Source organism: Bacillus sp. RIT 809 (assembly GCF_016892495.1).
Taxonomy (GTDB): domain Bacteria; phylum Bacillota; class Bacilli; order Bacillales; family Bacillaceae_G; genus Bacillus_A; species Bacillus_A cereus_U.
Genome location: NZ_JAFEMR010000010.1, coordinates 96,817 through 115,926, shown reverse-complemented (window position 1 = coordinate 115,926; position 19,110 = coordinate 96,817). Strand labels below are relative to the sequence as shown.

The following is a 19,110-nucleotide window of genomic DNA, read 5'->3' as shown; positions in this document are numbered from 1 at the left end:
ATCGTTGCATAACTTACGCAACTTGTGCGTTACACCTTATAATGGCGCCATTTCATACTCTATGTCATGCAGATTTCATATGTTTTTCTTCTATAATAATTTCCCGAACAATAATACAAATAACGAATACTAGTAAAGACAGGACTAGACATAAAAAATACGCCATTCCTTCCTATCGTTCTCCAGAAAGAATAACGCATATATCCATGTTTACTCATCCGTTTTCGGTTTATAAGAAAAACCCGGATATTTCACAACAGGCCACTTTTCTTTACGTAAAGAATCCACCAATTGCGGGCCAACATGTACATTACTTTCCACTATTTCTTTAGGAGTCAGTGCCATCCATTGATTTAACGATACATCTTCAAAACGGTTACTTTTAAACATCTCTAAAAACCATAATGTTTCATTGCCTGTGTTTTGAATATAGTGTCCAGTCGCAAACGGTACATATCCGACATCACCAGCTCTATAATCAAATGTACGAGCTGTACCATTTCCAAGAAACACCGTCATTCTCGCTTGCCCGGTAAGATAATATTGCCACTCATCATTATTCGGGTGCCAATGAAGCTCTCTCATTCCACCAGGCTCAACCTCAACGAGCGCTGCTGCGATTGTTTTGGAAATAGGGAAATTCGTAGAATCTACAATTCGAACGCTACCACCAGGTGTCTTAATCGGTTTTTGTTTTAACAGTTCATGTTTAAACGTTAAAGGAACTTCTCCTTCTGGCGACTGAACTTCCTGGCTCTCAAGCGAACCCGGCACCTCTCCTTGATAAATATAAACTTGATCTGAAGGAATGGAGTTAAAAGCACTCTCTGGTACTCCGAAGTTAGCCGATAAAACTTCTTTTGGAGTATGTGCAAACCAGTCGGAAATAGCTAAGGTAGATAAATCAGAAAAGTGTCCATTATCGAATGCGAGTAGAAATTCACAATGTTCCAATCCTTGAATGGAATGCGGAATTCCAGGTGGAAAATACCAAAGATCCCCCGGACCAACATCAGCAATAAAATTCCGTCCATTTTGATCAACTGCAGTTATTCGTGCCCGTCCTAAAAGCATATACGCCCATTCTGCCTCTTTATGCCAATGAAGTTCACGTACTCCCCCAGCCGTTAAGCTCATATTTACCCCAGCAATCGTAGTCGAAACCGGAAGTTCCCGAACAGTAATCTCCCGAGACCACCCACCTTGTTTTAAGATCATAGAAGTGTCTGAGAACGAAAATTTCAAGTTAGGAACTAATCCCGCATCCGTAATAGGCGGCACGAGCATATTCGGATTTTGAATATCCCGCATAACATTACGTGGCCCAGAATCAATCGCACCTGCTCCATCACTACGGATTGGTTGTGGTATACTCCCTCCCACTTCATTAACAGTACGTTTTTTCATCGTAACGCTCCTTTTTCATCCGATTATGAAGTAAAAAGCCTCCATCATAGTGTATGAGTTGGGCTTTGGATGGTTACTGTGACTATTGAGTTGAATCGGGAAAAGGCCTGTTTCTCCTTGTCTTTTTGCGCCAATAAATTGATATTCCATGTCGAATCGTTGATATATTTCCGGAAATAAAAAAGTGGATAACAAGATGTTATCCACTCTCCCATAATTATAATAATACCGAATCTTTATCGCTATCCTGATTACGTTTCTCTCGTTCTTCTTCTAAGCGCTTCATATATACTTCGCCTTCTTTTTCGATAAAATCGTTATCCATCTCTTGCTCTTTTTTCGAAGTATATAAAACCATGTAGCCACTCAATACAATCCCAATGATTACAAGATAAATCCACCATGGTAAAATTTCCACTTTCGTTCATCCCTTTCCTTAGACAAGCCTTATTAGTTTCACTCTATGAGGAAAGAAGTGGATTTATGCTTAAATTTTTCATTGTGGATTCTTCGCGAAGAACGCTTGTACATATTCCATAAACTCGATTGGCTCTTGACGGAACGGCGCGTGGTATCCTTTTTCAATAATATGAAACGTACTATTTGCAAATAACTGATGATACAGCTCACCATTTTTCCAAGAAACGCTCTTATCGTGCCTACCCCAAATAATTAAAGTGGGCACCTTAATTTTATCGGCTTCCATCGCAATGCGGCGCTCTCTCATTTTCGTAAGCTGATCATAATGCTCTTTATCATCACGACTATTTTTTACTTCATTTTTATTATAATCCGTAATCTCTGTTACAGTTTGTAAGTCCGTCGATAGTGGCGTCACTTCATAACTTTCTTTTTGCTGGAAAGATTCAATCCCTGTAGAATCCGCTAAAACAAGATGGGTAACCGCGTCTGGATATAGGTACGCTAAATTAAGGGACATCTCTCCCCCCATCGAATGACCAAGTACCGCAAATTGATCATATCCAAGTTTCTTCATTAACTTATAATATAAATTCACTTGCGCAGGAAACGAATACTGAAAATCAACCGGCTTAGAAGAACGCCCAAACCCTAAAATATCAACAGCGATAATCGTATGATCCTTTACGAGTTCCGGATAAATATCACTAAACCCATCTGAAGAACCACCAAATCCGTGAAGCATAAGTAAAGGCGGTTTCCCCTCACCAAGTTGCTTAAAATAAATCGTCTGCCCATCGATCTGCGCCATCTTCTCTTTCGTATTTATCTTCATCATAACAGTATCTTTCACTTCTTCAACCTTCGCAATCGGCTTATCAACGAAGTTACATACTATTAATAAAACAAGCACAATACCGCTAATCATATAAAACTTAAACCGTTTCAAAATTCCCGTCTCCTTTCTCATGTTGCTATTTAAAGTTTTTACATTTTTTGGTTGTTTTATGTTCTTTTTTAATTGTAACCATTATAGTTACAATTATATCAAAAAAATATTACTCACCGCTATTACCGATGGTTGTTATGTAACCATTATAGTTACACATTAAAAGTAAGTCAATTATTTTACTGATAAAAAAGCAAGCAATTCCAGCTATTCGCTAAAACTACTTGCTCTTCTACTTATTATCTCTATTTTTACTCTTTAATAAATTCCTTAGTACTTCTCACTGTATCAATCGGACGAACTAATTTTTCGATTTCTTCACGCTTTGGCTCTAAGAACGGAGGTAAAGATAATTTCTCTCCAAGCGTTTCATATGGCTCATCTCCCATAAAACCAGGGCCATCTGTTGCAAACTCGAATAAAATTTGCGGCGCAACTCTTGCGTATAATGACTCAAAGAAGTGACGATTTACATAACCAGATGAAGGGAGTCCAACTCGACTTAGTCGCTCAATCCACTCTTCTAATACAGCTCGATCCTCTACGCGGAATGCAGCATGGTGCACTGTACCAAAACCTTGTTGTGCTTCAGGAAGAACCGTATTATGTTCTACAATGACAGAGGCACCATTTCCACCTTCGTTTACTTCAAACAAGTAGAATTCTCCTTCTTGAGCAATCTCTTTAAATAATAGAACTTTTTCTAGTACTTCTTTGAAATAACTAAAGTTCGCGATACGAATAAATACAGGTCCTACTCCAGTAATTGCATATTCTAATGGAACTGGACCGTTTTGCCACGGTGTACCTGATTCTATCCCTTTATCCAATTCGTCAGAGATTAATTGATAGTGTTGATCATCAAAGTCAACGAAAGAAAGAGTTTTCTTACCAAATTGCTCTTTAATTCCTGTATGCTCCACTTCAAGGCGGTCAAAACGTTTCACCCAATATGCTAATGCCGCATCACTTGGAACTCGGAATGAAGTCTTTGAAATTTCATTTGTCCCGTGTACACCTTTCGGAACGCCCGGGAAGTCAAAGAATGTCATATCTGTTCCTGCACTACCTTTATCATCTGCAAAGAATAAATGGTACGTTTGAATATCATCTTGGTTTACTGTTTTTTTAACGAGACGCATTCCTAAAACATGAGTGAAAAATTCATAGTTCTTTTCTGCACTACTTGTAATCGCTGTAACGTGGTGTATTCCTTTTAATTGGTTCATTTTATATTCCTCCAATAGTTTTCATTTATATGTTAAAGTTGTATTTTTTCTTCTATTACTTCTCTTCAATCGGAGCTAAATTCGCTTCAATTTCTTCTCGCTTATCTTCTAAGAACGGCGGTAAATCAAGTTTTTCTCCTAGATGCTCCACATCTCCATCAACTGTAAATCCTGGTCCATCTGTCGCAATTTCAAAAAGGATTCCGTTTGATTCACGGAAATATAAGCTTTTAAAATAGAAACGGTCGATAATTCCTGAAGAATGGAAACCTCTTTGTTTCACCTGTTCTTCCCAATAGGCAAGCTCTGCACTGTTTTTCACACGAATTGCTAAATGGTGAATACTACCGCGGCCCGGTTTTTCAGAAGGACCGTCCAAATATTTCACAACTATTTCTCCAAAGGCCTCTCCTTTGATAGACTGAAAAATTGCTTCTTCGTCATCTCGGCTAACCTCTGTATAACCAAACATCTCTGTAAGTGTACTCGCCATTTTATCAAGTCTACGCACTGTCATTTCCACAGAACCCATTCCTTGAATTTGATGTTCAGCAGGAACTTCCGATTTCTCCCACGTTTCCCAATGCGTAACTTTTTCCCCATTTGAAACGAGTAGCACGAAACGAAGACCTTCAGCATCCTCAAATTTCAAAGCAGGACGATTTGCATATGTTGTCATTTCACTATGTTTCACATCAAATTCCTCAAATCGTGCTTTCCAGTAATGCAAACTGTCCTCTGAAGGAACGAGTAATCCAATTCGAGTAATTGCATTTGTACCACGATATGTTTTTCCTACTAAAGGAATTTCAAAAAATGATAATTCCGTACCTGGGCTTCCTGTTTTATCTCCGTAAAATAAGTGATACATTGAAGGATCATCTTGATTTACCGTCATTTTCACACGACGTAAACCAAGCACGTTTTTATAAAAGTGATTATTTTCATTTGCATTTTTCGTAACCATTGAAATGTGATGATGCCCTTTAATTTCATACATCGGTGATTCCTCCATTTCATTTTACTAGTCAAGTGATAACTAAAAAAATAATATACTTCTTAGCTTTTCAATTTATTCTCATTATGTTTTTATAGCTTAGTCATAGTTTTTTACTAAATAAGCTGCATTGATAGAATTCATTCATAAATTATTTTACTGTGTAAGACGAAAACAACTGAGTGTATGTTTTTCATATGACTCATTTGCTTTCGTTACCATCACTTTACATCTCAAGTGATTAAAAAGCAAGTATAAAATCTCAAATTCGAGATATTTTTTTAGTTAAATAACATTTAGGGTGTAAAATCATTAATTTTTATATGGGATAGCGTCACATCACTATCAAGCTAAAGACTCAAAGCTCCCCATGCCCCAAAACAAAAATTTTATCTCACCACAGTTGTTTGTTTATGAGAATTCAGTGTACTTTTGTCGTTTTGGAGAATAATGAAATTCTTAACCTGATGGCGATGAGGAGTTATATTCTTTTTCTTCCTACCACAAATGAGAGATAATAACTCAGAGAAGACCTTCTGGTGCAGAGCCCACTCGTTTTAAAATGTTTACAATTCTATCATCCAGTTTCATTTTTTGAAAGAATCTGACCTTCAACAAACGTTCCCTTAAAAATCTCTTCATTATTTACTGCGCTTTCTGACATTCCTGTGTCTTTCAAAAGATAGCTCCATACAGGTAAATTCGGAAGTTTACCAGGAGTAGGCATACTATTAACCGAAGAGTGATCTAACATACAGCGGCCAGCTGATAAAAAATACAGTTTTTTTATCAGTCATTATATATCCACCTTCTCCCCTCCGTTTGGATGACACAATATCGTAATACTTCCGCTAGTAACAAACTTTTTCCTTCTATCTCTTTTTTCATTATAAACTTTTCTTTACATTTTCATGTATCCATTTCCGCATCATCTGTAACTCCTCATTTGAAGCAGTTTCTTCTCCATATCTAACTTTCTCATAAATTGGAATAATATTACTGTTCTTATGAATACGTGAAAACCATTGTTGAACCGTCTCTTGTAGCCTTCTCTTTTCAAACTTTGATAATGTTAGCTCCCATTTTATTAGCATTGCTCTTACTTCTTCCGCTGGCAGTATTAAGCTATCTCGGTCTTCTTGTTCTGCATCTTCCCCAATTTTTCGTACTTCTTTTTGTTTCAAATGTATATGATGAATTGTCTGCTTCTTATTCCGCATACGGCGAAAGATAAAAAATACGATTACCATCACTACGAATAGGATGCCAATTTGTATAAATATATTTTCAGTGCTCCCCCCTATAAACCCTGCATCGTCATTTTGTCCCTTTGTATCTCGGGAAAATCTTTCAACCTCTGCCTTCTTAAAATATCCCTCTTTATCAGAATCAGGCGGATTATCAATTTCACCTAATGCCCCTCCTAAATCATCCCCTGGCTCCCGAGCTTCTTCCCTTTCGCTTCCTTCTAGGCCTCCCTTGCTTTTCCGTATCGTCTCTTCACTAAATACACCAACTTCTCCCTCCTGATAAAAAAAATCTAACACCTTCTCTTTTGCAAAAAATGCACCTTTCGTTATCCCAATTGCTAATACAAGACAAGCGCTAATGGCTAGAAAACAAAATATAACACGCAATCCCCATTTCAATTTATTCACCATTCCTCCCTTTACTTCACAATTTGTATCCACCCTTTTTGTTTTTCCGGTGGATATCCAATAATTAATGGAATACCCCCTGCTTCTTGTCTGCGAAATCCTGTTTGATAAAAGAAATGTGCATTCAATGGTATATCTTTTTCTGTTAACGAAGATAACAAATCCATTGCTTTATAAAGTTGTTTTCGGTGCTTTCCACCTTTTAAGTGAATGACGCCTTGTTCCCGTACGCCATTTATCCATAGTTCGAACGAGCAGTCTTGCGAGATTAATTCCCGACATACTCCAGCAGCGACTTGAATTAAATATTCCATATCTGTACGAAGCGTATATCCCGTTTTCCCTAATACATTTACATAAAGCGCATATCGATCACCTTGTGTATGTTCATATTTTTTCGCACTAATAACCCCAGTTTTCGCAGTCGCCCCCCAATGAATAGAGCGGAATGATTCCCCTTCATATTCTTTCACACCTACTATTTTCGTTTCATCATATAACGGAGAAACAGCCGCACTGCGAAATCCATGCTTCCATGTTTTTATTTCAGGTATCATTACTTTCAACATTTGCGGAAGAATATGAAATTCAGGGAGTTCCTTGTGTTCAATAGGCAAGTAATACGTTAAAAGGCCAAATGGATCTGATATTATAAGTTCTGCGGCTTGCCACCCTTGACTCCCTCTTTCATTTGCACTCCCCTCTATCATAATTGTTATCCTATCTCTTCCGTCTAATTGGAGAGGAATTTGATAAGAGTGATGCGAACGCTGCATCTTCTGATCCGTTTCCCACTCTATTTGTGCATCCGAACGAAACTGTAGAGTTGCTTTAAAGATTGGAAAACGTGCTTCATTTATAATTTGCACTACACACTCTCCTCTTTCATTCATAAATAATCTCTTTTGATTTTGGGAGATATCCCATTTCACTCTCATGACTACTTTCATATACAAATGTAAAAATCCAGCTAACAACAAATAAAACAAAAAGAGGATCACAATAAGAAATTGATTTGTAAAAACAAAGAGAATAAGACAAATAACGCCGATTCCACCTATAAAGAGAGGTTCCAACAACGGATTTTTCCTTTTTATAATCTCATTCATACACTTTCTACCGGCACTGCAATTTTTTCTAAAATTCCTTGCAGTACATCTACTTTAGTTGTTTTCATATCCCCTTCAATCGTTAACGTTAATCGATGAGCACAAACCGGAGTTGCCAAAGCTTTCAAATCATCAGGAGTTACATATTCCCGCTCCTTTAATAATGCCCTTGCTTGCGCCGCTCTCATAAAAGCTAAAGACCCACGCGGACTAACCCCGATTTCTATCAAATCATGATTTCGCGTTGCTTCTACAATATCAAGCAAGTATTCTTCCACCTCATCGTGTATATGGATTCTTTTAGATTGCTCTTGCAACTCTAATATGTCAGAAAGAGTTACAACACTTTGTAAATCGTTAAATGGATTATTTTCTTTAAATCGTTTTAGCATTTCTTTTTCATATGTACGATCTGGATACCCTTGCCGAATGGTTAATAGAAAGCGATCTAGCTGCGCATCTGGAAGTGTAAAAGTTCCTGCCGATTCTAATGGATTTTGTGTTGCTAATACAATAAATGGATTTGGTAATACATGCGTTACGCCCGCAATTGTTACGGTACGCTCCTCCATTACCTCTAACAACGCTGATTGTGTTCGCGGGACAGCCCTGTTAATTTCATCTACTAAAACTAAATTTGCAAAAATAGGTCCTTTTCTCGTTTTAAAATCACTTTCTTTCATATCAAAGTATTCTAATCCTACTACATCACCCGGCAACGTATCCGATGTGAATTGAACACGCTGAAAAGCCCCATCAATACTTTTCGCAAGAGTTTTGGCTAATGTTGTTTTCCCTGTTCCTGGTACGTCTTCTAATAAAACATGTCCATTTGCAACTAATGCAATCATCGCTAAATCAATTACTCCTTCCTTTCCTACAATAACCTTTGAAACGTTTTCTTTAATTTTTTCTAATATGTTCATATTCCTTATCCCCTTTATGTTATTTGATTTTTCTGATATTTTATCACAATAAACATTTTCTATAAACTGGAAAATACAGATTTTATTAGTGCTACCCCTTATTTAGAAAGAGCTGTTCTTTTAAGATTAAATAACTAACGTTCTTAAACTAAAACACGTGAAATTCTCGGTTTGGGGAATAACCAATTTCTTAGCTTGATGGGCATGGGATCCCACCAACATTTTAACGAAAATATACTCTAAACAAATTCCAACATAAAATTAGGCTCTTATTTTTAGACCAGTTGTAAAGGCTGAAGGGATTCTAACTTTGATATCTGTCATATTAAATCGGTACTCACCTAAAAAGTTAATCTGCTCCCATTCTAGTGGTGAGATATGTTTTAATCGTTCTTCGTTAAACCTATGCGTACTTCTTAACTATTTCATTTAATTTTTAATACAAAAACAGCCTCACTAAGCTTTTAACACTTAATGAGGCCCTTCTATTTACAATCTTAATTATGGAACGTCGGTTTATAGAACGAACGATTATCAAGAGCAAAGACACGTTCTGTGTATTCGCCTGGTTTTGTACGTCCTAATGCGCGGTCCATCATGTTCATTTTTGCATCTAAGTTATCGATGTAGTGCAGAATTTCTGCTTCTTTTACTAATGGTGGTTTTGGGCTACCCCATTCTGCTTTTCCGTGATGGGAAAGGACGATGTGCTGAAGGATTAATACTTCTTCTGCATCGATTTGTAGTTCCTCTGCTGCTTTACCAATTTCGTTCACCATGATAGAGATGTGGCCAAGTAAATTTCCTTCTAACGTATACGTCGTAGAAATCGGGCCAGATAGCTCAAATACTTTACCAAGATCGTGTAAAATAACGCCCGCATATAGTAAGTCTTTATCTAACGATGGGTATAGAGCCGAGATAGCTTTCGCTAAATCTAACATCGATACTACGTGATAAGCTAGTCCAGATACGAACTCGTGATGATTTTTCGTCGCTGCTGGATATTCTAAAAATTCGTTTTGGTGCTTATTTAACAAATGTCTTGTTAGACGCTGAATGTTCGGGTTTCTCATTTCAAATATGTATTGCGTAATTTTCTCGACCATATCTTCTTTTTTTATTGGAGCTTTTTCTACAAAGTCTGAAATGTCCGTTACTTCATTCTCATTCGCAACACGGATTTGTTTCACACGTAATTGAATACGTCCTTTATAGTTTAAAATATCTCCAGCTACTTTAACGATCGTTTCCGCTACATATTGCTTCTCAACTTCTGGTGATACATCCCATAGCTTCGCTTCAATATCTCCACTTGGATCTTGTAAGATTACTGTTAAAAACGGCTTACCATTACTTGCGAGACCTTTTGTCGCTGTTTTAATTAACAAGAAAACATCGACTTGTTCACCAACTTCATATTCTACAATTTTCTTTTTCATTCGAATTCCTCCACCAAATCAGTTACTTTTAGTATAGCATACTACAACTCATTTTCTTTACGCTTACGCGTTAATTTTATAATCTCATTTTCTGTAAAATACGTGAGTAGATGCGCATGGCACGTAAAGAAGATTACTTGTCTATCTTTCGCAATTTCCTTTATTAGTTCAATCGTTCGATTCGTCCTTACCGCGTCAAAATGCACGAAACTATCGTCAATAATAAATGGATAATCATGCTCAAACGTTTTCGCTAGTGCAAATCTTAACGATAAATATAACTGCTCCGCTGTCGCTTGGCTTAGTTCATGGCTGTAAAAACGCATACCATCGTTACGTTCGACAATGAACGGTTCCGCCTCTGACGGTGAGAATATTTTACTATATCGTCCGCCCGTTAAATACACGAAATACTCTTCAGATTTTTGTAAAATGCGCGGAAGATGCACTTCATGATAATATTGCTTCGTTTTCGTTAACACCGTCTTTGCGGCCGCATATGCAGCCCACTTCTTCACTTGTTCACGCACTTGTGATTTTTTCATTTCCCACTCATGTAGTAAATCACCATACGTACTGCCTTCTTCTAAATTCGCAATTTCTATTCGATGCTTCGCAATACGCTCTGTCAGTTCTTTCTCCCCTGCAAGACAGTTTTGCGCGGCTGTAATTTCTTGCTTTAATTTTTCATCATAACCGTCAGCCTCATAATGCTCAGCTAATGACAAACTCGTTAAGCGCTGTTCTAACAGATCAATTTGAGGTAATAAACGCCCCACTTGCTTATCCGCATCTTCACGTTTCTCTGCCAGTTTACCTGCTTCTAAAAACATCTCTTCATCTGTAGATTCTGCAATATGCCATAACCCATCTCGCTCTACTAGCAGTTGTTTTAATTGCTCTTGCATGAACTCATATTCTTCTTGCCATTCCGCCAGCTTCTCTTTCAGCTGCTTACAAGTTTGGCGCTTTTCTTTCTCATTTTGCATACGACTTTTCGCCTCATGCAAATTACTATACTCTTTACTACCGATAACAGTTTCTAGTTTATGCTCAAAGTGCGAAATCATTTCATACAATGAAGATTTCCGCGCACTTTGCTTCTCTAAATCACGATATAATTGCTGCATTTTTTCAATACGCTCAAACGCCGGCAATATGTGCGCATACGTATAAAATTCTGGGAACATATAGCGCGTTTTATACGCATCTACTTGTTCTCTCATACGGAAAGTTTCCCTCTCCCATTCTTCATACGATGAAACGACTTTATCATAAGCACGTTCCATTTGCTGTAACTTATACGCCTCGCGTTCAAATAGCTTACTAAGCTCTTCATCTTTTTCTAACTGATAGCGCACGGACATCGCTTCTTCACTTTGGCGCCCACCAGCACTTTGCTGAAGAGTAAGGAGCTCTTCTTGTAATCCACTTGACGAATCTTTATATAAAACGAGAGCAAGGACAATCCCTACAAAAACAATCACACTAATAAATAACAGCACGCGGTTATCTATAAATAGACTCGTGAATAAAACAAGCGTGTTAATAAGAAGTAACAGAAGACAAATTCTTTGCCACTGTTTTTTCTTTTGCATAGCCGCTCCTGCTTTTTCCTCATACTTGCGCTTCATTCTTTCTGCGCCCATACCTAAAAATGCAGCATCCTGAAATGATTTTTCTTTCTCAACTAACGTATTTCGTTCTTCATCAGCTAACATTTGTTTCTTAATCTGTCTTATATTTTCTTCTTGCTCTTCTAATTGCTCTTGAGCCGTTTTAAAACGATCATCTAGTTGTGCTTTTTGCGTTTCTAATTCGCGCGCCTTTTGCACAGTTTGCGTAATTAATTCTTTCGTCGCTAAACTTATATCAAATGAAAGAACAGTCTCTTGTTCAAAAGTAGCACCAATTTGTTGCTGTAGTTCTGCGATTTCTTCTTTTATATTCGCAATACTTCCTGTCATATCACGCATTTCTTGACGTGCATTTTCATACGACATATGCTGCATACGAAGTTCTTCTACATAACTTTCTTTTTGTAAAAATGCTTCATCTATTTTTGTGGAATCAATTTCTGATTGCACTGTTTCTATCTTTTTTTGAAGTGAATCTACTTGTACTTGCAGCGGTTCTATCTTTGCCTTTACCGCCTCATAGCGTGCCATCCCGTTTACAGGAAACTGCCCGTTTTCGTTTTCTAACACTTTCTCGTGCGCACTCTTTTCAATAACGAGAGGCTCCAGCGCTGCTAATATTTCATAGTCTTGCTTTCGTCTTTCGGCTGACTCTTTTTCCGCACGAACAGAAGCAAGTTTCTCTTCACTTTCTTTTAACTGCTCGACCTGTTTTTCATACGTGCCAATCTTCCCTTGCCACTCTTTCATCTTTTCCTCAATTTTCTTCATCTCTTGCAGTGACACGTTAATTTCAGGATTACGACCACTCGGCTTAAAACGCTGATTCATTTCTTTTTCTAACTTTTTATCTAACTGCAATAACGCATCACTTCCGACTGCGCTGGCCGAAAATAAATAATTACCGATATCCGCTTCGCCGAGCTGATGAATATTTTGAAGACCATGCATATCAAATGAAAAAACAGAATCAAATAAACTTTCATTCACACCGCTTAATATATCGTTTAAAATATCTTCGCCGCCAGTTTTCCCGTCTTCAAAATAAACGGTCACTTCACCAGATGCCGTCTTTGGCAATCGTTCAATTTTCAAACGGCCGTACTTCTCTGTTTGAACAGTCATCGCTCCGCCGTACTTCCCGCCTTCTTTCGGCTCATAACGGCGCTGTCCTCTCGTCGGAAAACCAAATAATATACTTTTCATAAACGAGCGAATTGTCGATTTCCCCGCTTCATTTTCACCGTACAACACCGTCAGCAATGAAAGATCCATTTCCACATTTTCTAGTTTTCCATACCCATAAATATGGAGTTTTTCAATTCTCATTTTTTATCCCTCTCTTGCTGGAACAATTGCTCTAAAATAATATTTTCCGCTTCCTTTTGAATCTCTCTCATCTCTTCTTCTGTAAAAGATTCAATACTATTACGCGCTACAGGAGATGTCCAAATACTGCGCAACACGCCGTCCATATTGGTGAAAGCTTCTAACTCTTTTAGCACACTACCGACGAAATGATTTTCTTCTTTCAAACGTTCAATTTCCGCAAAAGAAACCGTCTCATTTTTCCACTTCATCGCATATACGAAGTCTTTTCGCTCTTCGCCAGCTGCTAAAATATGAAAAATCTCTTCCACGCGCTTGTCTTCACGCAAATAAGGCGAAAGTGGCCCCTGCCCTGTAAATACGACAGTTAAAAGCGTGCCTTCCTCTTCTCTTCGGCATTCATTCATCGCACCTAACGCGCTCGTCATAAGATCATCAACAGTTTCAAGTCCATCGATACTCACTTCTATCTCATCCCATACAACATCCGCCGTATGGAAAAACGAACATTGCGATCCTTGTTTCGTGAGTTCAATAAGATATGCACCTTTCTCGCCGGTCTCCTTACGATGGCGTCCTTGTATATTACCTGGATAAATAATGCATGGCTCTTCTGATAGAATTTCACGTTTATGTATATGGCCAAGAGCCCAATAATCAAACTGCTTTTCTTTCAGCTCACGAATTTGAAACGGTGCATAGCGATTATGCTCTGCATCCCCTTCCACACTCCCGTGAAGCATCCCAATATGAAAAGGCGCATCACTCATTTTCGTATACTGCGCTGTCATATTATCCGTTACTGCTTGCTGCAAATAACTAAACCCGTAAATAGAAGCTAACAGTTCACCATTTTTATAAAATGATTTCTCTTCTACATAAGGCTCCGTAAACACATGAATATTTTCCGGAAACTCAATTGCTGCCCAGCTTCCCCCTAAATGATCGTGGTTACCGTGAATAATAAAAACGGGAATATCGTACTGCGAAAGTCTCTTCATTTGCTCGCGCACAAACACTTGCGCTCTCAAACTTCTCGTCTCCGCATCATACAAATCCCCAGCTAGTAATACGAAATCAACGCGCTCTTGAATCGCTTTATCAACAATACGCTCGAACGATTCAAACGTACTTTGCTTCATTCTTTCCCAAACAGACTGCGCAACATTCATTTCCATCCCTTTAAACGGACTATCCAAATGCAAATCAGCCGCATGTATAAACTTCACTTGTTTCACAAATAACGATCCTTTCTATAGTTCAAAAGTTTCATTTTATCAATATTAAAATAGCTAAAAACTAATAATTAGCGGAGTGAAAAGACTTCCCACTAATTAAAGTTTCACTTTATTTTACCACGCAATGTCATATATTTCTTTGCATATTCTAGTGATTTATGACAAAATAGTTATAAGATTCTGATTTTAATTATTGGAGGGAATTTTCATGGGAGTATACGTTCTAACAGTCTTTGAAAAAGATGGTTCAAAAGCATTAGATGAATCATTCGAGGCAGCAACTGAAAAAGAAGCGAAAGCAAAAGGCGAATCTATTTTACAAGAAAAAGGATTGCATGAAAAAACACATCGCTGCACATCTTCTGCAGGTAAGCTCGTTTTATTCCAGCGCTAAAAAAAGAAGCGTCATCCGCTTCTTTTTCACTCTACTATATCTTCGTCACACCACGTAAACGCCACATCTAGAATACGATTACCGATACGTATGCGCTTATTCCATTTTCCTGTTTGGATCTGATGTTGCAATTCCGCTTTCATCTTTTCCGTCCAGTCGTGAATCGTGTCACTACGGTCGTACGGATATACGCTCGGAAACTCTTCCTGCAGAAGATGAAGGCTCTCTGCATCAAAATGAAAATGGAAGAAGTAGTTTGCTGTAAGCGATGGTTCTTGCAATTGTAAAAAGTAATCGTCAACTTGCTTTCTATTTCTATAGAAAGTAAAGATATTCACTTTACCGCTCGTAATTTGGTCAATTTGAATTTCGTGCTTTTCTATAATCACGTCTTGCCCACCTCGTTATATACTACCCTTAGTATATATGTCTTTTGCAACAAAGTTAACCATTTTCGCGCGAAATTCATTTCCTTCATTATATTACCCGTACCTCCAAGTACAATCAGGACAAATAAACAAAGTTGAAGGGGAGCGATCAAATGTATTTCGGAAGCAAAGGTTGGTATGTAAAAGAACTTAAAAAATTAGGTATTCGTACTTACGAAGGTAAAAAACTAGAATCTTATCGTACGCATATTTTATCTAGTTTACTTGAGAGAATGAAGAAGGCTTCGGCTTAATAGGTAAATAGTTTATATCCTTTGTTAAAACATAACTAAAAACTATAATATATTACATGAAAGAAGCTGTATCATTTTTTTGATACAGCTTCTTTTTATTTATACAGAAGGGTCCTTCTTTTCACAATTCTAATTCTGCTTATCTTCCTTATCGATCGGCTTAATGTGATAATTAACGGGCTTTATAACCTCTAAATCCCAACGTCGATTAGATATATATAAAGTTGAATTATTTTCTATGTAATAATTTCCAACTAAAATTTTTTCTTTTCCTTTTCTTTCCCCTAGGGATCAATGTTAGCAATTCGAACAAATTGGTCATGCTCAATTATGACCGTAAGTTTTCAAAGTCTTTTTCAAGGTCTACGCCTTTAACTCGAATATATCTTCCCATAACATAGGAAACAGACTTCACTTTTAGATAGTAATCGTAGCCTTCATCAAAATAACAAAGATATACTATGATTTGATTTCATCATAAAAGAAATCATTTCCATTTATTAGAGGCGAAATTTTACATAGTTTCACCATTTTCCCAAAAGAAAACAAACACCCTCTTTTTTTGTTTTTATTCGACAAAATACGACATAACATAGACAGGTCATCTGATATGATAATCTCGGAAATCTTGCATTTTATCATTTGAAATGAGGTAATGAATTTGAAATCTAAAGGTGTTGCGTATTTACTACATATTTTCTTCGGATTCTTAGGAGCCGGACGTTTTTATGTTGGGGATATTGGAATGGGTATCTTAAATCTTCTAACTATGGGCGGATTTGGTGTTTTATGGATTGTTGACTTGTTCCTATTAAGTGGACGTGTTGATTATAGAAATGCTCTATTCGCTGCTCGTACTGCTGGGACTAATAACTTAAATACGGTAAATAACGTTAATACAGTTCAAGTTAATATTGATCCTAACATGCTTAAAAACATTCAAGCTGAATCAGCTGCTACAACACAAAAAAGTAATACTGATAATGTGGACTTATCTAAGAATTAATTACAAGAGCACTCGAAAGGGTGCTCTTATTTTTGTTAATCGCATCTAGAAAAAACAACAAGAATTGAGGACAAAAACGATCAAGTTACAGTAAGGATTCTACATGTAATATATCCCTCTATAAAAATCACATACATTAATACCATTTATTTTGATTATTAATAAATAACGACTTTCTGTTCCCTTCTATCTAGTACTAATGAAATAACCACCCAAACCAAAAATGCTATAATTAACCCAATCACACTAAGGGGGACCATTTATTTTGCGCGGAACATGCATTCAATTTCATGAGTTTGGCAATCCGAAAGATGTGTTACAGGTTGAATATAAAAATATAGAACCATTAAAAGATAATGAAGTTTTCGTTCGTATGCTAGTCAGACCGATTAATCCATCTGACTTAATTCCAGTAAGTGGAGCATACTCACATAGAATCCCTTTACCTAACGTACCTGGTTATGAAGGTGTTGGTATTGTAGAAGATGTAGGTGCCGGCGTTTCTAGAGACCTTATCGGTAAACGTGTTTTACCTTTACGCGGAGAAGGTACTTGGCAAGAATATGTGAAAACATCAGCTGACTTTGTAGTACCTATTCCTGATTCCATTGATGATTTCACAGCGGCACAAATGTATATTAATCCCCTTACAGCGTGGGTTACGTGTACAGAAACGCTAAACTTAAAACAGAATGATGTTTTATTAGTGAACGCTTGTGGATCCGCTATTGGACACCTTTTTGTTCAATTATCACAAATTTTAAACTTCCGATTAATTGCAGTAACTAGAAATAGTAAACATACAGAAGAATTACTTCAGCTTGGTGCCCATCATGTAATAGATACTTCCACTACCCCGCTTTATGAAACAGTTATGGAGTTAACAAATGGGCTAGGTGCAGATGCTGCGATTGATTCTATTGGAGGATCCGATGGAAATGAATTAGCTTTTTCTTTACGTCCAAACGGGCACTTTTTAACTATAGGCCTTCTATCAGGAATACAAGTAAACTGGGCAGAGATTGTCACTAAAGCAAAAGTGAAGGCGAATATATTTCATTTACGACATTGGAATAAAGACGTATCACCATATAAATGGCAGGAGACATTTCGTCATTTAATTCGCTTAGTAGAAAATAAGCAATTACGTTTTATGAAGGTACATTCTATGTATGACTTAGCAGATGTAAAAACTGCGGTTGATATCGTTCAATCTGCCAAGAAAACAAAAGGAAAAGTGTTTTTGACTAGTTATTAAAAAACCCCCTCAAAGCATAAGCTTCGAGGGGTGAGCCTGTTTTTTTATTTAATTATATACGTACAGCTGTACCACTTACAGCAACCATTAACATTCCATCACGAACAACTTCATAATCTACGTCAATACCAACGATAGCGTTCGCACCTTTTTGTTTTGCAAGTTCTTTCATTTCTCCCATTGCAATATCACGAGCTTCTTTTAACTTGCTTTCATAAGCACCAGCACGACCACCGACAACATCACGAACTGAAGCGAATAAATCGCGGACAATATTTGCACCCATAATAGCTTCACCATTTACAATATCAATATACTCTATAATTTCTTTACCTTGAATTCCAGATGTTGTTGTTACAATCATGACTGACACTCTCCTAATAAATTGTAGTTTTAATTAGCTTTCTTATGTCTTTATTATGACATGGAAAAAGTAACGAATCTATTGAATTACCTTACATGAATGTGACAATTTTGTAAGGATGAAATATTATTTTACCTTCCTTTTACAATAACTACCTAAACTAACAGAATATTATTATAATTAAATTGGAGGAGGGGATAAAATGAAAAAAATCACTTATATATGTGCTCTAAGTGTTCTATCTTTTACTTTAATTGGTTGTACAAGCACCTCGGCTACAGATAAGACGTCACAAGCTAAGCAGGAACATACACAAAATACATTTCAATTAAACTCCGCAAATATCACAGACATCGAGATATTTAGAACAACAAATAACACTACTTCCAAATCTCAAACAGACAATGAGGAAATGATAAAATCTATCATTTCGGCAGTTCAAAATGGAACACCTAAAACAATCACTTTAGATCAAAAAAAGAGAGCATCTGCACATTCTACTATAACCGTTACATATAAAGATGACTCAAAAGAAGAATTTCTTGTGTGGGTTGATAATAAGGAGCAAATTACGATCGCTAAAGATGAAAAGAAAGATAAAGTAGAAGGTGTGACATTGAACATTGAAGGCGCTAAAATGATGAAGGATTTCTTTAAAAGCTAAAAAAGATCCCCTTCAGCTTGATAGGTATGTGGCGAGACCCCCTATCATTAAACTTGAGATGGTTCAAATCGGAGAAAGACACCTTAAAAGGTGTCTTTTCTTTATTTTCAAAAGGACCTGCTCAATTCATGCGTAAATACATAAAGTAAATTGAATCCGTTAAAATACATGAGTGACCTCTTGTTTTCTCCTCTTATCTAAAGGAGGAACTGTTATGGGCTTTGGTGGTAGTTGTAGTAGTTGTGGCGGCGGCTTTGCTTTATTAGTTGTATTATTTATTTTATTAATCATAGTTGGAGCTTCTTGCTTCTGCTAAAAAACTATCGGAAAAGACACTCTTATATGAGTGTCTTTTCTTTATGAGGTAGCACGCACATTTTAACATTTTTTATGTCGAATTA

General features: G+C 37.0%; 19 protein-coding genes and 1 pseudogene. 6 read left to right on the top strand and 14 right to left on the bottom strand.

Translation table 11 applies throughout. The features are described 5' to 3' along the window. Positions 1-210: 210 nt before the first annotated feature. From JTF23_RS13085 to JTF23_RS13030, 12 genes and pseudogenes are all read right to left on the bottom strand, one after another. Positions 211-1,407, bottom strand: coding sequence for an oxalate decarboxylase family bicupin (locus JTF23_RS13085; RefSeq protein ID WP_204208925.1), 1,197 nt, complete (start codon positions 1,405-1,407; stop codon positions 211-213). 217 nt (positions 1,408-1,624) lie between these two features. Further along, positions 1,625-1,825, bottom strand: coding sequence for a sporulation YhaL family protein (locus JTF23_RS13080; protein ID WP_002064098.1), 201 nt, complete (start codon positions 1,823-1,825; stop codon positions 1,625-1,627). A gap of 78 nt (positions 1,826-1,903) precedes the next feature. Next, positions 1,904-2,776, bottom strand: coding sequence for an alpha/beta fold hydrolase (locus JTF23_RS13075; RefSeq protein ID WP_204208924.1), 873 nt, complete (start codon positions 2,774-2,776; stop codon positions 1,904-1,906). Positions 2,777-3,027: 251 nt separating this feature from the next. Next, a complete protein-coding gene (locus tag JTF23_RS13070; RefSeq protein WP_204208923.1) occupies positions 3,028-4,005 on the bottom strand; it encodes a ring-cleaving dioxygenase in 978 nt (325 codons plus the stop codon). 55 nt (positions 4,006-4,060) lie between these two features. Beyond that, complete coding sequence (locus tag JTF23_RS13065) at positions 4,061-5,005, bottom strand: ring-cleaving dioxygenase (protein ID WP_204208922.1); 945 nt, start codon at positions 5,003-5,005, stop codon at positions 4,061-4,063. A gap of 522 nt (positions 5,006-5,527) precedes the next feature. After that, positions 5,528-5,756, bottom strand: a pseudogene (locus tag JTF23_RS13060) (quorum-quenching N-acyl homoserine lactonase AiiA); the annotation flags it as partial. Positions 5,757-5,889: 133 nt separating this feature from the next. Further along, on the bottom strand, positions 5,890-6,660 hold the full coding sequence (locus tag JTF23_RS13055; RefSeq protein ID WP_204208921.1) for a hypothetical protein: 771 nt from the start codon (positions 6,658-6,660) through the stop codon (positions 5,890-5,892). An 11-nt stretch (positions 6,661-6,671) separates the two neighbouring features. After that, on the bottom strand, positions 6,672-7,769 hold the full coding sequence (locus JTF23_RS13050) for a DUF58 domain-containing protein (RefSeq protein ID WP_204208920.1): 1,098 nt from the start codon (positions 7,767-7,769) through the stop codon (positions 6,672-6,674). Beyond that, positions 7,766-8,695 carry an AAA family ATPase gene (locus tag JTF23_RS13045; RefSeq protein ID WP_002202898.1) on the bottom strand — a complete coding sequence of 310 codons (930 nt, stop codon included), beginning with the start codon at positions 8,693-8,695 and terminating at the stop codon, positions 7,766-7,768. The genes JTF23_RS13050 and JTF23_RS13045 overlap by 4 nt, the downstream gene beginning before the upstream one ends. Positions 8,696-9,192: 497 nt before the next feature. After that, a complete protein-coding gene (gene yhaM, locus JTF23_RS13040; RefSeq protein ID WP_002030183.1) occupies positions 9,193-10,137 on the bottom strand; it encodes a 3'-5' exoribonuclease YhaM in 945 nt (314 codons plus the stop codon). Positions 10,138-10,178: 41 nt separating this feature from the next. Further along, the gene (locus tag JTF23_RS13035) at positions 10,179-13,103 is read right to left on the bottom strand and encodes an ATP-binding protein (protein WP_204208919.1); all 2,925 of its coding nucleotides are present in this window, start codon (positions 13,101-13,103) and stop codon (positions 10,179-10,181) included. Next, positions 13,100-14,341 (bottom strand): metallophosphoesterase family protein, encoded by a 1,242-nt coding sequence (locus JTF23_RS13030; protein WP_204208918.1) that lies wholly within the window; start codon positions 14,339-14,341, stop codon positions 13,100-13,102. Before JTF23_RS13030 ends, JTF23_RS13035 begins: the two co-directional genes overlap by 4 nt. Before the next feature lie 208 nt (positions 14,342-14,549). Between JTF23_RS13030 and JTF23_RS13025 the strand changes: the two genes are divergently transcribed. Continuing rightward, positions 14,550-14,735 carry a YhzD family protein gene (locus JTF23_RS13025; protein WP_000539550.1) on the top strand — a complete coding sequence of 62 codons (186 nt, stop codon included), beginning with the start codon at positions 14,550-14,552 and terminating at the stop codon, positions 14,733-14,735. A 26-nt stretch (positions 14,736-14,761) separates the two neighbouring features. On the opposite strand, the gene JTF23_RS13020 is transcribed toward JTF23_RS13025, so the two are convergent. Next, entirely contained in the window at positions 14,762-15,124 is a 363-nt protein-coding gene (locus tag JTF23_RS13020) for a hypothetical protein (protein WP_078174812.1), read from the bottom strand. Positions 15,125-15,276: 152 nt separating this feature from the next. Here JTF23_RS13020 and JTF23_RS13015 point away from each other — a divergent pair, with 152 nt between their 5' ends. From JTF23_RS13015 to JTF23_RS13005, 3 genes are all read left to right on the top strand, one after another. Then, positions 15,277-15,417 (top strand): YflJ family protein, encoded by a 141-nt coding sequence (locus JTF23_RS13015; RefSeq protein WP_000273535.1) that lies wholly within the window; start codon positions 15,277-15,279, stop codon positions 15,415-15,417. A 661-nt stretch (positions 15,418-16,078) separates the two neighbouring features. Beyond that, the gene (locus JTF23_RS13010) at positions 16,079-16,423 is read left to right on the top strand and encodes a TM2 domain-containing protein (protein WP_204208917.1); all 345 of its coding nucleotides are present in this window, start codon (positions 16,079-16,081) and stop codon (positions 16,421-16,423) included. A gap of 265 nt (positions 16,424-16,688) precedes the next feature. After that, complete coding sequence (locus JTF23_RS13005) at positions 16,689-17,681, top strand: zinc-dependent alcohol dehydrogenase family protein (protein WP_204208916.1); 993 nt, start codon at positions 16,689-16,691, stop codon at positions 17,679-17,681. A 52-nt stretch (positions 17,682-17,733) separates the two neighbouring features. On the opposite strand, the gene JTF23_RS13000 is transcribed toward JTF23_RS13005, so the two are convergent. Further along, positions 17,734-18,045 carry a heavy metal-binding domain-containing protein gene (locus JTF23_RS13000; RefSeq protein ID WP_000637508.1) on the bottom strand — a complete coding sequence of 104 codons (312 nt, stop codon included), beginning with the start codon at positions 18,043-18,045 and terminating at the stop codon, positions 17,734-17,736. Positions 18,046-18,247: 202 nt separating this feature from the next. Here JTF23_RS13000 and JTF23_RS12995 point away from each other — a divergent pair, with 202 nt between their 5' ends. Together JTF23_RS12995 and JTF23_RS12990 are read left to right on the top strand one after the other, a co-directional pair. Then, positions 18,248-18,709: a hypothetical protein gene (locus JTF23_RS12995; RefSeq protein ID WP_204208915.1), complete on the top strand. Its 462-nt coding sequence runs from the start codon at positions 18,248-18,250 to the stop codon at positions 18,707-18,709. Positions 18,710-18,923: 214 nt separating this feature from the next. Further along, entirely contained in the window at positions 18,924-19,025 is a 102-nt protein-coding gene (locus tag JTF23_RS12990) for a YjcZ family sporulation protein (protein ID WP_000505688.1), read from the top strand. Positions 19,026-19,110 lie beyond the last annotated feature (85 nt).

Bases quoted from the DNA above. Each gene is read 5' to 3' on its own strand.
- JTF23_RS13085 (WP_204208925.1), bottom strand. From the start codon at position 1,407: ATGAAAAAACGTACTGTTAATGAAGTGGGAGGGAGTATACCACAACCA.
- JTF23_RS13070 (WP_204208923.1), bottom strand. From the start codon at position 4,005: ATGAACCAATTAAAAGGAATACACCACGTTACAGCGATTACAAGTAGT.
- JTF23_RS13065 (WP_204208922.1), bottom strand. From the start codon at position 5,005: ATGTATGAAATTAAAGGGCATCATCACATTTCAATGGTTACGAAAAAT.
- JTF23_RS13050 (WP_204208920.1), bottom strand. From the start codon at position 7,769: ATGAATGAGATTATAAAAAGGAAAAATCCGTTGTTGGAACCTCTCTTT.
- JTF23_RS13045 (WP_002202898.1), bottom strand. From the start codon at position 8,695: ATGAACATATTAGAAAAAATTAAAGAAAACGTTTCAAAGGTTATTGTA.
- yhaM (WP_002030183.1), bottom strand. From the start codon at position 10,137: ATGAAAAAGAAAATTGTAGAATATGAAGTTGGTGAACAAGTCGATGTT.
- JTF23_RS13035 (WP_204208919.1), bottom strand. From the start codon at position 13,103: ATGAGAATTGAAAAACTCCATATTTATGGGTATGGAAAACTAGAAAAT.
- JTF23_RS13025 (WP_000539550.1), top strand. From the start codon at position 14,550: ATGGGAGTATACGTTCTAACAGTCTTTGAAAAAGATGGTTCAAAAGCA.
- JTF23_RS13015 (WP_000273535.1), top strand. From the start codon at position 15,277: ATGTATTTCGGAAGCAAAGGTTGGTATGTAAAAGAACTTAAAAAATTA.
- JTF23_RS13000 (WP_000637508.1), bottom strand. From the start codon at position 18,045: ATGATTGTAACAACAACATCTGGAATTCAAGGTAAAGAAATTATAGAG.
- JTF23_RS12995 (WP_204208915.1), top strand. From the start codon at position 18,248: ATGAAAAAAATCACTTATATATGTGCTCTAAGTGTTCTATCTTTTACT.
- JTF23_RS12990 (WP_000505688.1), top strand. From the start codon at position 18,924: ATGGGCTTTGGTGGTAGTTGTAGTAGTTGTGGCGGCGGCTTTGCTTTA.